The sequence below is a fragment of the Affinundibacterium amnicola genome (genome assembly GCF_014284275.1).
GTDB lineage: Bacteria > Pseudomonadota > Gammaproteobacteria > Burkholderiales > Burkholderiaceae_D > Undibacterium > Undibacterium amnicola.
In genome coordinates, this window is sequence record NZ_JACOFU010000003.1 from 562,114 (window position 1) to 576,980 (window position 14,867).

A 14,867-nucleotide genomic window follows, 5' to 3' on the forward strand; every position below is an offset into this window, starting at 1 on the left:
TCTATCCGTAGCAATTTCCGATTGCGTGATGTGATGTTTTTTTTGAAAAATAATCGAATAATTTGCGCGACGCCTAGCAAACTCTCTTGGTACTCAGAAATAACTCATTTTTTTAAATTGGTATGTTGGATTGAGTCAACATACCATTCGCTCATAATGGCCAGATTTTATTTATAAATCTGTTTAAAAACAATTGCTTATGTTGTCGCACCTCTATTTTATGCTAATACCAATGATGATTAGTTGCATGATACCAATCAAATAAATGTAATACCACATGAATACCGTTTGACAATTGGTATTAATAAAATTAAAGTGAAAGCTCTTCGAGATCTGCTAACTATTCCTGTGGGGGGAGTAATTAAGATTGACGTAGTCAGATGCAGGAGTGTTTGGGGAAATCGGTAGTGAATGATTAGTTTGGAGAAGCAAGGTCAGCATATTTATTGACCGTGATGTTGTGGCTTCTGGGGTTTTGAACTAATCAAGTGATTTCCTTAAATGAGTAGGATTAATTGCGCAAGGTAAGTTGGATTTGTAAATTTGCCGTGCATTAGATGTTTGATGAATAAATTTGATGAACTCCTTGGGGGAATACATGAAAAGTAATTTGAGATTGAATTTGACGCCTATCGCTTCTGCGGTATCTGTGTTGATCGTTACTGCCGCAATGACAACAGCAATGTCAGCGCAAGCACAACAAGCAGATACGAAGAAAGAAGAAGCGCAGCAAGTGACTGTAACGGGTGTTCGTGCATCCATGCAGCAGTCCTTGAATCAAAAGCGTAATGCAGAATCACATATCGAAGTCATTACTGCAGAAGATATCGGTAAGATGCCTGATAAAAACGTTGCAGATTCTTTGCAGCGCGTTTCTGGCGTCACGACAAGTTCAGCTTCTGGTAACGAAGGTGGTTTCGATGAAAATGATCGCGTCAGTATGCGCGGTACGAATCCAAGTTTGACACAAACTTTGATTAATGGTCACAACATGGCTGCTGGTGATTGGTTCGTTTTGAATCAATCTGGCGCAGGTGTCGGTCGTTCTATCAGTTACACCTTGTTGCCTTCTGAATTGGTTGGACGTATCGAAGTTAACAAGTCTTCACAAGCGAGCTTGGTCGAGGGCGGTGTTGCTGGTTCTATCAATGTGATTACGCGCAAGCCTTTAGAATTCAAAAAGCAATTAACTGCTGAAGCTTCACTTGGTGTTGTTTACGCTGAATTGCCTAAGAAAACAGATCCGCAAATTAGCGGTTTGATCAATTGGAAGAATGATGCAAATACGTTTGGTCTGATGGTGCAAGCTTTCTCAGAAAAACGTAGTTTGCGTCGTGATGGTCAAGAAATTTTAGGTTGGTCTCAAATCGTTGCGGGTAGCCCAATTGCAAAATCAAATCCAGATTTGGCAGGCGCTTACTATCCAAGTTTGATGGGTTCAGCTTTGTTCGAACAGACACGTCATCGTACCGGTGGTTTGGTTAGTGCGCAATTTAAGCCAAGCAATGAGTTCGATGTGGTATTGAGTGGCTTTAGTTCGAAGTTAGATGCTGCTAACTACAACCGTAACTACATGTTCTGGGGTTCAAGTGTTATTGATGCAGGTAATGGTCAAGCTCCAGAGGCAGGCTATACAGTGGCAAACAACAATGGCGTAAAAACCTTGACTAGTGCAACTTTTAAGCCAATTGCGGGTAAGACTTATGGCGTTTATGATCAAATTTCCCGTCCAGATGCTGGTTCAGAAGTCAATTTCTTTAGCGCCGATGCGACTTGGAAAGCAAATGCTGATCTGAAATTCAATGGTCAATTGGGTACATCGAAAGCCAAAGGTAAAACGCCAACACAAGACGTGGCAGAGTGGAACGTAGGTATTGGTTCAGGTGCTTCCTATCGTATCAATGGTGTTGACAATGCAGCAGATTGGAAATTAGGAAATACAAATTACGCTAGTCGTTCAAATGACACATTGGGTTGGGTATTCGGTTATCAAAATACGGTAGTTGATGACAAAGAATCATGGGCGAAGTTGGATGGCGAATACCAATTAAATCAAGGTGTATTTAGTTCCCTGAAATTTGGTGTTCGTGCTACTGAACATAAGCGTAGTAGTGGTGCTGCTCTTGGTCAAGGCCCAGGCTGTAAGAACGCTGCTGGTACACAAGCTCCATGGGATTGGTCTCAATCGACTTGGTGCCCAGTAGGTACTATTGCACAAAATGATCCAGCTAAATTCCCATCATCGGTGAGCACTTATCCTTCTAACTATGGTTCAGGTTTAGGCGGCAATTTCCCATCGAATGTTTGGTATTACACGCCGGCGCAATTGGCTGAATTTAACAAGTACTCGAACCGTGATAATAATGGTACGCGCCTTGACTACGGCACGCAGTTTGCATTGAAAGAAAACGTCAATGCATTCTATGTACAGGGAAATATGGAAGGCGAGGGTTGGAGTGGTAACGTCGGTCTGCGCTATGTGCAAACGAAAGAGAACGTCGTTTCAACTTTGACCGGTCCTGGTGCAGGTCAGAAGACATCTGATTTTGGTACTTTCCATTTCGCGACAACTGAAAATACGTTTAACGATATTTTGCCAAGTTTGAATTTGCGTTTTGATGTGCAAAAAGATTTGGTCGCTCGTGTTGCGATTTCTAAAACAATGACACGCCCTGACTTTGGTGCATTGGCTAGTGCAATTAGTTTGAGCCCACCATCGACGGCAACAGGTATTGGCAGCGGTAGTGGTGCAAATCCAGATTTGAAACCAATTCGCTCAAATAACTTTGATGCTTCATTGGAATGGTATTTTGCGCCGCGTGCCTTGTTGTCCGGTAGCGTGTACTACATGGATTTGACTAGCTATGTTGGTATTGGTCAGGTTTCACGTAGCTACTTCACAACCAGCGCTGCAATTCCTCAAGGTGCAATGGTTCCGTACGTGTTGAGTGTGCCAGTAAATACTAGTGCGAAAGTCAAAGGCTTTGAATTGGCTTACGAACAGCCTATCGGTGCCAATTTTGGTTTTGCCTCTAACTACACGTACGCTGATGCAAAAGATGCGAAAGATCAAGAGGTTGTTGGTGCTTCAAAGAATACGTATAACTTGAGTGGTTACTATGAAGATGACACGTTCAATGCGCGTCTGTCCTATAGCTATCGTTCAGCGTTCTACAGTGGCTTGGATCGCGAAACAGCGTTTTCTCAAGCTGCAACGGGATCTTTGTCTGCTTCTTTCGGTTATAAAATCAATGAGAATTTTGCACTTTCATTTGACGCACATAACTTGAATAAGCCTACTTTGAAGTATTTCGCTTTGAATGAAAATCAACCACGTTCTATTTATCAAAGTGGCCGTCAGTATTATTTGACACTGCGCGCGAAGATGTAAGCGGAGAATAGGTCACCCTGGTTGAAAGGGGTGGCCAATTTGTTCGAAAGCGTCAGCGAAGGAGTGACGAGGCCTTTAGCTTCGTCACTTTTTTTTCAATTGAAATTTTGTGGGATGCATCTTGATGTAGTAACGCCTATGAGAGGGCTTTGATTTTTTTACTTTGTTTTGATGGACTAGCGTTGGCAATATCGACTTGCCTTGGTCTAGTGGAAGTGGAAAATCAAAGTTTTCTTATCTCAAAAAGATAAGCGACAAGATGTCTGTAATTTGATTTGAATTTGCAGCAAATTAGGTAAAATTTTAAATACCACTTAAATACCTATTGACAGCCACTTTGGAAACACCTAAAGTGTTCTTATGTCTTAACTGCTGTCTAAAGTTGAATGCTAGGCAGTGCTTACTTTTGTTGGAAAATATCGTGAACCAAATGCAGCAAACTCAGCAAATACAGTCAATTCAACAAACGCAGATTCAATATTTAATTGGTGTTGATGGCGGTGGAACAGGTACGCGTATCGTGTTGACTGACAGTAATGGTATTGAGCTTGCACGCGGTTCCGCTGGGCCATCTGGATTGATGCATGGTGCAACCGCGGCGTGGCAAGCTATTCTAGCAGCAATTGAGCAAGCATTTACAACAAGTGGTATTGTTGCTCCAGATTTTCAACAGATGGCGATTGGTTGTGGTTTGGCTGGCGTCAATAATAAATTGTGGGCTGCTGAATTTGTCGCCGCGAATCCTGGTTTTGGTTTGTTGATTGCCGAGACGGATGCCGGAACTACTTTACTTGGGGCGCATCAAGGCAAGCCAGGTGCAATCATTGCATTAGGAACTGGTAGTGTTGGCGAGGTCATGATGGCAGATGGTAGTCGTCGTGAGGTGGGCGGATGGGGATTTCCTTCTAGTGATGAGGCAAGTGGAGCCTGGATGGGTTTGCGCGCGATGAATCATGTGCAGCATGTACTCGATGGACGGGCGTCAACGGACAACTTTGCGATCGCAATTGTGGATTTTTGTGGTGGTAATAAAGATGCGGTATTTGCTTGGTTAGGTGGAGCAACGCAAACGAAATTTGCACAATTAGCTCCTTTGGTTATTCAGTATGCGTCAAGCAATCCAAAAGCAAGAAGTATCCTTTTGGAAGCAGGTATGGAAGTCGAAAAGATGGCAAATGCGCTCGATCCAAGTGGCACGATGCCAGTCGCCTTGTGTGGTGGTTTGGCAGAAGCGATCTGGAATTATTTGCCAGAAAAATTATTGCAGCGAGTGACGAAACCTATCGGAGACTCTGCTGTTGGTGCGCTCATCTTGGTCAAAAACCAATTGATGAAGCTGTAGTTCAATTCAAAAACTCCAGAAACTCAGAGGAATAAATATGCTGGCACAACTGCTCGATTTTAAACCTGATGGTGATAGTTCAACGCCACTGTATTTGCAACTGGCGAATAAATTGGCGAACGGTATTCACAATGGTTATTGGCAGCCGGATGAGGCATTGCCTTCTGAGCGTGTATTGGCTGAGACCTTGGATATCTCACGTGTGACTGCGCGTAAAGCAATCGAGATGTTATGTGAACGTGGTTTGCTAACACGTAAGCATGGCTCCGGCACCTATATCACACCCAAGTTGGAACAGCCTTTGTCACGTCTGACTAACTTTAGTGAAGAGCTGCGCCAACGTGGTTTTATGCCGGGTTCACAATGGTTGTCGCGTGAGACAGGCGTGGCTTCACCAGAGGAGATTTTATCTTTGGGCTTATCACCCCATTCGGTCGTCTCGCGCTTAAAGCGTTTGCGTACCGCTGACAACGTTGTGATGGCGATAGAGAGTACAACAATTCCGAATCTGTATTTGCCGAATCCTAAATTGGTAACAGATAGCTTGTACGGATACCTTGATCAGAATAATGCGTCACCGACCCGAGCGCTACAACATATTCGCGCGGTTAGCGCAACGGTAGAACAAGCAAAATTAATTGGTTTAAAACAGGGCACGGCGATGTTGTTAATTACCCGCGTAGGTTATCTCGCAAATGGTGCAGCGGTTGAATTAACGCATTCATATTGCCGTAGTGATTACTATGACTTTGTGGTGGAGTTGTTTAGATGAGTTCAGTCCAGCAGGATCAGCAACGCCCGCAACAAACTATCAAAGGAAATGTGCTGACTGCGCGCGGTTGGGTGTCAGGTCATATTTCTTTTTCCGAAAAAATAGACGATATTCAGGGTGAGCCAGGTGATCCAGGTTCGAATAATGCGGTCTATATTTTGCCGGGATTTATCGACCTGCACGTACATGGCGCTGGTGGCAAAGACACGATGGAAGCCGGTGATGCGGTAGAAGTGATTTCGCGTATGCATGCGCAACATGGTACGACCAGCATGTTGGCGACAACAATGACTGCACCCATGTCTGATTTGGAAGCTGCCTTGCACGCTTTAGCCGGAGTTTGCCAACAGCGAAGTGCTGGGTCTGCACGTGTATTAGGTGTGCACCTAGAAGGGCCGTACATTAATCCTGGTAAGTTGGGTGCACAGCCCGATTTCGCACATGCTGGATCGTTAGAACAAGTTAAACAGTTAGATGCAATTGCACCGATAAAATTAATTACCTTAGCGCCAGAAGTTGAGGGTAATTTGGCGATGGTGAGTCAATTGACGGCGCTTGGTATGCGAGTGCAATTGGGGCACACATTAGGCACCTACGAAGATGGTGTTGCGGCGCTAGAGAACGGCGCTAGTAGTTTCACACATTTATATAACGCGATGTCGCGTCTTGATCATCGTTCACCGGGCATGGTCGGTGCAGCATTAGCGCATGCGAATTTTGCTGAGATTATTCCTGATTTATTGCATGTCCATCCGGGTGCTATTAAAGCCGCGATGCGTGCTATTCCTAAGGTGTATTGCGTTACCGATTCTACTTCTGCCTCTGGCATGCCAGACGGCGAGTACATGCTTGGTCGTCAAGTGGTGCATAAATGCCTGGGCGGTGTTCGTCTGGCAGATGGTACTTTGGCTGGAAGTACGCTGACGATGGATCAGGCATTAAGAAATTTAGTCAAGATTGGTTTAGAGCTGGACGATGCATCTAAACGTGTTTCTACCTACGCAGCAGATTTTTTAGGATTATCTGATCGCGGCCGTCTGCAAGTGAATGCTTATGCAGATTTAGTAGTTCTTGATCGGGATTTAAATCTAGTTGCTGTTTATATTGAGGGAGAAAAAATTGAGCTCAAAGATGTTTAAAGAAGCGTGTTCGTCTGGGGAATTTGTCGCTGCACAGTTAGGCCATGATCGTGAACGATTTATAGAGTTAGGACAGTTTTTGCGTGCTACACCACCGTCTTCTGTGGTGACCATTGCACGCGGTAGTTCGGATCACGCAGCGAACTATGCCGCTTACTTGATGATGGCGCGTTTGGGTCATATTGTTGCGTCTTTGCCGATGTCTTTGGTCACATTAAACAAAGCACCATTGCAAGTAAAAAATGCCTTAGCGATTGCGATTTCTCAGTCCGGTCAAAGCCCAGATGTGGTGGAGCCGATTCGTTATTTTCGCGAACACGGTGCGACCACTGTCGCCTTAGTCAATGATGCAGCGTCACCTCTGGCGCAAGGTGCACAATGGACGATGCCACTACACGCTGGCCCGGAGTTAAGTGTTGCGGCGACCAAGAGTTTTATTACTTCATTGGTGGCAGGTGCTCGCTTGGCTGGGCACTGGCAAAACGATCCGGCATTTCTCGCCGCAATTGATGAATTGCCACAGGTTTTGCATGAGGCTACGCAGTTAGACTGGTCTAATGCCTTGGATGTTTTGGTGCCGGCGCAACGTATTATGGTGGTTGGTCGTGGTATCAGTTTTTCAGTCGCCTTGGAATCAGCATTGAAATTTAAAGAGACTTCGGTGATTCAGGCAGAGGCATTTAGTGGCGCAGAAATTAAACACGGCCCGATGGCTTTGATTGATGACGGCTATCCATTATTGATTTTCGCCACGCGTGGCCCAGCACAAGCGGGATTGATTGCATTAGCAGAAGAAATGCGTGGACGCGGAGCGAATGTTTTGCTGGCTGCACCTGCTGATGTCAAGGAACGTAATTTGACATTGGCCACTACAGCCACCCCAGATCTTGATCCTATCGCGGCAATTCAGTCCTTCTACGTGATGGCGGCACATTTGTCTGTGGCACGTGGCTTAGATCCAGACAAGCCACGTCACTTAAGTAAAGTCACGAAGACGAACTGATTGAAATAAGCGGGCAATTATTAAGTATGATGCCCGCTTTTCTTTTGCCCAATTTTCATTAGCCTCTTTTTTGGAAATGTAATGAACTATATTAGTAGAGAAGAAGCACGCCGCATTGCTGGTCAATCGATCATGATTCGTATGCCAGAAACTGTATTAAGCGAAGCGAGCGCAAATTTCATTCGTGAGAATCATATTCGCGCCATTTGTTTGTTCCGTCAAAACATGGTGAATCAAGAGCAACTGACAAAACTCACTTCTGATTTACGTGCAGTGATGGGACCCGAAGCCTTGATTGGTATTGATCAAGAAGGTGGTGCGGTCGTTCGTTCAACCTGGGTGCCACAGCCTCCTGCAGCGATGTCACTCGGTGCAAGTAATGAACCTGAACTATGTCGTCAAGTTGGCGCTGCGGTTGCTCGTAGTGTTAAAGCATTGGGATTTAATTGGAATTTCGCCCCAGTATTGGATTTGAATAATAACCTTGATAATCCAGTGATATCTGAACGTTCATTTGGTGCAGATCCAGTTCAAGCCCATCTATTAGCGAGTGCTTGGATGGAAGGTAGTTTGAGTGAAGGCGTAGCTTGCTGCATTAAACATTTTCCTGGTCACGGTGATACGCATGTCGATTCTCATCGCGATTTGCCTGAAGTAAATAAGTCACGTGCTGAACTCGATGCTTTAGAGTTAGCTCCATTTAAAGCCGCAGCAAAAAATGCACCAGCGATGATGACTGCGCATATCGTGTATCCGCAAATTGATCCGGAAAATCCAGCAACGATGTCGAAAACGATCTTGACTGGGATCTTACGTGACGAGTGGAATTATCATGGCGTGGTTATTACCGACGGCATGGACATGCATGCGATTGCAGGGCGCTATGGCGTTGGCGCAGCCGCAGTGAAAGCCTTAGCCGCAGGCGCTGATATGGTGATGGCGCTTGGTAATACTGAGACGCAAATAGAAACCTTAAATGCGCTGGCATCTGCGATTGAAAGCGGAGAAATTCCGTACGCTAATGTGCAGAAAAAACTTGAACGTGTTCGTCAATTAGCGCAACGTTATCCAAGTGCTGCTGGTGTATATGAAAAGCAAATAGAGGACGCTGATCGCGTATTGATGGCGCAAGCTTGGCAACGCGGCCTGACAACTTATCGTCAAGCGGTGCCGCCGAAACCCGGTAGCAAAGTGCGTTTGGTCATCAGTGCTGACGTGGTTAGTGATGGCGTTTCAGAAGCGGGTATTCCAGCGTATAAGCTTGCCGCAATGCTGTCGCAAATTTATGACGTACAAACGAGCACTTTTGATGATGCAGCGAGCTTTGATTGGACAAGTATTCCAGCGGATGGACGAACAATCATCTTGGCATCAACAGTCAGAATTCGCTACAACGAACGTGCACGCCAAACCTGGAAACCGGATTTGCATTTGGTTTTGTGGAACCCGTTTCAAACTTTGGATATCGCAGCTCCAGCTTTGATTTCTTATGGCTTTGCTGAACCCGCAATTCAAGCGGTTGCGGATTGGTTAGCTGGCAAGGTAGACGCGCTTGGCAAAGTGCCTGTTGCGAATTTTGATCAACTAACTTGAAGTGATGTGAACTGGTAATTAAATTGAGCTGGTCTCTACTGTAAAACTATGTTCATAGTGCATAAAAAAACCGGGATATTCAGATGATCTGAATATCCCGGTTTTTTTGTTTCACATCACTATGTCAGTATGCGCAAGTTTGAACTTCAGCATCCTAGATTAAACCCAAATTTTCCATTAGACGCACCTGCGGTGCTATTTGTGTGCTGACGGCGCATTTTTGGCCATTTTTGCTGCTCTTCGTTGTCAATAGCTAGCTATTGACGCCTCATTCGCAACAAAACTGCCTCAAAAAGTGCATCCGCCATCATCACAAATCCTAATGGGAAATCTGGGTTAAATAGCGTTTTAAGAAGCAGCTTTAACTGGTTCAGTTGTTGTGATTGCTTCTGAATCAATTGATTCATCCTTTGGTTCCGGAACAATACGCAGTGACAGTATTAAGACAGGAATCGCCGAGATAATGACCCATAAAAAGAAGTTTTTGTAACCCAATGCCGCTTGAATATCACCGCTGAAGGTGCGAAATAAAACCAGCCCAAGTGCCATGAAGCCGGTGCCAAAGGCATAGTGTGCCGTTTGATATTTTCCAACTGAGAGCACTTGCATCATATAGAGAATTAAACCCACAAAGCCAAATCCAAAACCAAAATTTTCAATGAAAATAGCGGCGGTAATGATCGTTAAATCACTCGGCATTGCGCTGGAGAGAAAGAAGAACGCCAGATTAGGAAGATTCATTCCTATGATTAAGAAAACCATACTTCGCCTTAAACCTAACCAGCCAGCAAAATAGCCGCCGACAATACTTCCTGCGATAAATGCGATGGTGCCGGCTGCACCATATGCCCAACCAACCTGTGCGGTCGTTAATCCTAGTCCGCCAGCAGCTGGAGAATCTAGCAAAAATAAAGGTGCAATTGTGGATACTTGCGCTTCACCTGCGCGAAACAATAAGATAAATAATATACCCATCCAAACACCAGGCTTTCTGAAGAAATCAACGATCACTTCTCGCAGAGTGGCGAAACCTTCCTTGATCGTAGTTGGCGCAGTATTCGATTGTGGATTTGCTGGCAGAGCCCACAGGTGATAAATCGCAATGGCAATCAATCCCACGCTCATGATGGCGAAAATGATAGACCAGGCTTGCTCGGCTGGAAGTTTCATCTTTGTTTGCAAGTCGCCCGCGAGGACCACAAGTCCACCAGAAATAACAAATTTAGAGGCATTGTAGAAAGCGCCTTGCCAACCCGCAAACATGGTTTGTTGCTTGGTCGAGAGGCTGGCGATGTACAGTCCATCCGCGGCGATGTCATGGGTTGCAGATGCCAGAGCGATCACGCCAAGTAAAGCAACAACGACTGCAATCGTGTTTGAAAACTGTAAAGTGAGCGCAATCAGACCTAGTGCGACGCCACCTATCATTTGAAAGAGCACGACGAAAAAACGCTTGTTATTGGAGGTTTCCAGTAATGGGCTCCAAAGAGGTTTAAAGGCCCATGCCAATACGAGAATGCCGGTCCAATGACCGATTTCTTGGTTGGAAACGCCCATGCTCTTGAACATAACGCCTGCGACAATTAGAACCACCCACAATGGCAGGCCTTCTGCAAAATACAAAGAGGGCACCCAAGTGAGTGGGTGACGTGATTTACTGTCGTTCATGTAGAAAATCTCCAGTGTGAATTCAAATGTTTTCAGATACTAAGCGCAGAACTTGGCAAGGTCGTTTATCGACCTACACGATCTGATTTTATATTTTGGACGGGCGCTTAAGTGGCAACTCAGTCGCAACCAAGTAGCAACTTACTAGCCTTGCAAGTCTAGGTCAACTGGTTTTACAAAATTAATGCCACTTAAGTACCAATATACAACTATACTGAATTTTATTTTTGATTTATTGGCCACAAAATTTGGTTTTGAACTAAAATTTACTTAATAAAAAACAAGATTTAAGTATTTTCTAATTTTCATTTGCTCTCCGTGCTCTTTGAAGGAATCTAATAAGTGGTATTGACATATTGAAATCAAGCTTGACCTGATTTGATCTGATTTGAATTGATGGATACACGCATTTTGCGTTCAGTCAGGCTGTTTGAAATGACCTAGTGGCGTTGATCTGTGGTTGATCTGTGGTTGATCTGTGAATCTGGAAGGTGAAAAATTCTATGCAAGAGAATACGAAATTGAATCAATCAAGTGGGCAGCGATTTTCATCCATTGATGCGCTACGTGGCCTCACCGTTGCTGCGATGCTCTTAGTGAACAATGCAGGTGATTGGAATCATGTCTATCCTTGGTTGTCGCATGCAAGTTGGCATGGCGCGAATCCAGCGGATTTTATTTTCCCTTTTTTTCTCGTAATCGTTGGTGTGTCTTTGTATCTTGCAATGACACCTAAACTTGAGCAGGGCATTCAGGCTAGTCAGTTGGCGCAGACAGTTATCTGGCGCGCTTGTAAAATTTTCGCATTGGGCGTGATTTTGCACATGCTTGCGCTTGCCTTGATTCCGGGGCGGGAATTTCGCTTGATGGGCGTATTGCAACGAATAGGCTTGTGTTTCCTGCTTGCAGGCTTGGTGCTGATTTACCTTCGCTCTTTGCGTTATCAATGCTTTGTGATTGTTGGTACTTTATTGTGCTACTGGTACTTACTTGCACAGACTGGATCTTACGAGCCAAATTTGAATTTGGTTGATCAGATCGATACGCGTTTGTTGGGTAACTTGGCTTACAGCTACGATGCGAAGACCGGCTTCGCCCAAGAACCCGAAGGATTACTTAGTAGCTTGCCTGCTATGGTGTCAGTGTTATTAGGCATTCAGGCTGGCGCAATGCTGCGTCGGGGGCAGACACATAAATTATGGCAATTCGGTTTGTTACTAGGCTTACTTGGTGCTATCTGGGCACTTGTTTTGCCACTCAATAAACATTTATGGACACCATCATTCGTTTGTTGGACCACAGGTTTCGCTTACTTATTGATATGGCTAATGCATCGTTTGGTGGATGAAAGAAAAGCACCCGCGATAGGATTAAGTTTTGGCGTGAATGCGATTGCTGCGTATGCTGGTTCTTGGTTCGCCACTTGTATTTTGGCCGCTACAAGTTGGGGCGATACAATTTACAATGCATATTTGGTGCCTACTTTTACTTCATGGACGAGTCCTTACTTCACATCTTTTTTGTTTGCTGCGGTATTTACTGGCTTATTTGCAATGATCATGTGGATACTGCGCAGAGTAGGCTGGCGATTCTCAATTTGAACATCTAGTTAAAATAATTCTTGGGGTTGTTATCCGCAGCTTCCAAGTAAAAATCGAATTTCAAATACCTTCAATGTCAGTTCATTTGCTTAAAGATTGTTAATTCCTTGATATAGCGCCTGCATAAGTGTTGCTTCAATAAGTCGGGTATGCCAAGAAAGTTCGGCAGTGTAGAAATACTCTGCTAGGATAAGAGTGAAGCGTCAAATCATTCAATTTCGTCTGATTTGTATTTCATTGCGTCGCGTCTTGTTGAGGTAATGCATGTCGAACAAACGCATTTCTATGTCGGATATCGTGCTAGGTCAGCCCTTGCAATGGGATATCTTTGGCGTTGATGGTAACTTGTTATTGAGACGTGGGTTTGTGGTGAATAATACGCATCAGGTCGAGGCACTTATTGAGCGCGGACTGTATGTTGATGGCGCTGTATTAGAGGGCGCCGATAAAGACAAAAAAATTCCTAAAGTCGTTGAGCAACCATCTGTTGTCCGTCTCATTTCTCAGGTGCGTAATGATGTACGTACCCTCTCATACAATTTGAGTAGTGTGGAAAATCCACGCGAAAAATTTCTCACATTAGCGAAGTATGTTTTGTTTGCCACTCGCATTGATACAGATGTTGCTTTGGGCTGCATACTATTGCATCAAGAAGGCAATTATTCTTCGCGTCACTGTGTTGATAGTGCGGTAGTAGCGATAGTCATTGGGAAAGCACTTAAAAAGTCGGAAGATGAGTTGATCTTGTTGGCCGCTGCTTGCCTTACCATGAACTTGAGTATGTTGCGACAGCAAGAGCGTTTGCAAGAAAAAAGCGAAGGACTGAATGCAGAGGAGCAGGAATTAATTTTTCGCCATCCGCAAGATAGCGTGCAACAATTAATGCAGGCCGGAATTCATGATGAAGCTTGGTTATCTTGGGTATTGCATCATCATGAGAATGAAGATGGTAGTGGCTACCCAGCAAAGAAACGTAGTGCTGAAATACCGCAGAATGCTAAGATTATCTCGATCGCAGATCGTTACTGCGCAAGGGTTTGTGCGCGTAGCTATCGTAAAGCGCTTTTGCCAAATGCAGCGCTGCGAGATATTTTGATTGGTGGTAAAAATACGGTCGATATGATGTTGGTGACTTTGTTTATTCGTGAGCTTGGAACTTATCCTATCGGTACTTTCGTTCGTTTGGAAGATGGCGCGATAGGAGTTGTTACTAGCAAAGGCGCGACGACCACAACGCCTTATGTACATTGCTTGCTCGGGCCACGTGGTGTGCCGCTGGCTGCGCCGATTAAACGCGATACGCAAAAACCATTACATGCAATACGAGAAGTTTTACATCGAGATCAAATCGTGATGCGTTTTAGTATGCGGCAATTGTGGGGTGATGTTGCAGCCCAATAATTGGCTGTGTGACTAGCCGTATTGCCTGATCATTTAATCTTTTGTGAATTGAAAAAATATGACACAAAGCATGTTTGAATTTGGTGCAGAAAAATCAGATGATGTGATCGCTCATGCGACACCAGGAGAGCAAGACATGGATGATATACCTGAAAGTAGTCAGTCAAAATATTGTGATCTGGTTTATATCTACTCTGCGGATGCCGCGTATATGCATGAGCTGTCCGCCGCCTTGGGTGCTTTTGACCATGAAGTGATCGGTTTTTTTGACCTTGAAGAATTTCGCGCTGCGATCTTGGTCAGAGCACCGGCTGCCGCTGTAATAGATATCGATTCAGAAGGCGGCAAGTTAGCAAAAAGTGCGATGGCAACCAGAGTGATTACCAGTTTTCCAGTGATTTATATTTCTGCGATTGATAATTTCGAAGATCGTTTGTTGGCTGTGCGTGAAGGCGCAGAAGGGTATTTCATTAAACCAATTGATGTGCAAGCACTGAGTGTCAAAATTGATGAGAAAATCGCGAAAAATACGGTGCGCTCTTATCGAGTGTTGGTAGTTGATGACGATGAGTTCTTTTTGAGTTTTTTCGACGCTGTATTGAGCAGCGCAGGAATGCATGTGCGCTCATTAATGGATCCTACGCAAATTTTAGAGGCCATTAAAAAGTTTAAACCAGAATTGATTTTGACTGATTTGTATATGCCACAGTGCAATGGGATTGAGATGGCAAAGGTCATACGGCAGAATAATCTTTATGTTGAAATTCCGATTGTCTTTCTCTCTTCGGAAACAGAAATGCAAAAGCAGTTAGGAGCGATGGAAACTGGCGCTGATGATTTCTTAACCAAGCCGATCGACCCTGAAAAATTAATTGCCTCGATTTCGGCAAGGGCAGAGCGATATCGGAATTTGCGCAAAAATGTGTGAGGCGCCCCGGAACTCGAGAGCCCTTGGCA

The 14,867-nt window shown here is 44.6% G+C and carries 10 protein-coding genes; 9 read left to right on the plus strand and 1 reads right to left on the minus strand.

Annotated elements, in window-relative coordinates; genetic code table 11:
* Nucleotides 1–598: 598 nt before the first annotated feature.
* The 6 genes from H8K33_RS10420 to nagZ all read left to right on the plus strand — a co-directional run bounded on the left by H8K33_RS10420 (nt 599) and on the right by nagZ (nt 9,240).
* Complete coding sequence (locus tag H8K33_RS10420) at nt 599–3,391, plus strand: TonB-dependent receptor (protein ID WP_246443484.1); 2,793 nt, start codon at nt 599–601, stop codon at nt 3,389–3,391.
* 430 nt (nt 3,392–3,821) lie between these two features.
* Nucleotides 3,822–4,733, plus strand: a complete 912-nt coding sequence (locus H8K33_RS10425; RefSeq protein ID WP_186891005.1) for a glucosamine kinase nucleotide-binding domain-containing protein — start codon at nt 3,822–3,824, stop codon at nt 4,731–4,733.
* A 37-nt stretch (nt 4,734–4,770) separates the two neighbouring features.
* On the plus strand, nt 4,771–5,505 hold the full coding sequence (locus tag H8K33_RS10430) for a GntR family transcriptional regulator (RefSeq protein WP_186890947.1): 735 nt from the start codon (nt 4,771–4,773) through the stop codon (nt 5,503–5,505).
* The gene (nagA, locus tag H8K33_RS10435; RefSeq protein WP_186890948.1) at nt 5,502–6,644 is read left to right on the plus strand and encodes an N-acetylglucosamine-6-phosphate deacetylase; all 1,143 of its coding nucleotides are present in this window, start codon (nt 5,502–5,504) and stop codon (nt 6,642–6,644) included. Before H8K33_RS10430 ends, nagA begins: the two co-directional genes overlap by 4 nt.
* Nucleotides 6,637–7,647, plus strand: a complete 1,011-nt coding sequence (locus H8K33_RS10440) for an SIS domain-containing protein (protein ID WP_186891006.1) — start codon at nt 6,637–6,639, stop codon at nt 7,645–7,647. The genes nagA and H8K33_RS10440 overlap by 8 nt, the downstream gene beginning before the upstream one ends.
* A gap of 81 nt (nt 7,648–7,728) precedes the next feature.
* The gene (gene nagZ, locus H8K33_RS10445; RefSeq protein ID WP_246443485.1) at nt 7,729–9,240 is read left to right on the plus strand and encodes a beta-N-acetylhexosaminidase; all 1,512 of its coding nucleotides are present in this window, start codon (nt 7,729–7,731) and stop codon (nt 9,238–9,240) included.
* 348 nt (nt 9,241–9,588) lie between these two features.
* Here nagZ and H8K33_RS10450 read toward each other — a convergent pair whose 3' ends face one another.
* Nucleotides 9,589–10,908 (minus strand): MFS transporter, encoded by a 1,320-nt coding sequence (locus H8K33_RS10450; RefSeq protein ID WP_186890949.1) that lies wholly within the window; start codon nt 10,906–10,908, stop codon nt 9,589–9,591.
* A 503-nt stretch (nt 10,909–11,411) separates the two neighbouring features.
* Here H8K33_RS10450 and H8K33_RS10455 point away from each other — a divergent pair.
* From H8K33_RS10455 to H8K33_RS10465, 3 genes are all read left to right on the plus strand, one after another.
* Nucleotides 11,412–12,509: an acyltransferase family protein gene (locus tag H8K33_RS10455; protein ID WP_186890950.1), complete on the plus strand. Its 1,098-nt coding sequence runs from the start codon at nt 11,412–11,414 to the stop codon at nt 12,507–12,509.
* 264 nt (nt 12,510–12,773) lie between these two features.
* A complete protein-coding gene (locus H8K33_RS10460; protein ID WP_186890951.1) occupies nt 12,774–13,910 on the plus strand; it encodes an HD-GYP domain-containing protein in 1,137 nt (378 codons plus the stop codon).
* A 58-nt stretch (nt 13,911–13,968) separates the two neighbouring features.
* Nucleotides 13,969–14,838: a response regulator gene (locus tag H8K33_RS10465; protein WP_186890952.1), complete on the plus strand. Its 870-nt coding sequence runs from the start codon at nt 13,969–13,971 to the stop codon at nt 14,836–14,838.
* The last annotated feature ends 29 nt before the right edge of the window (nt 14,839–14,867 follow it).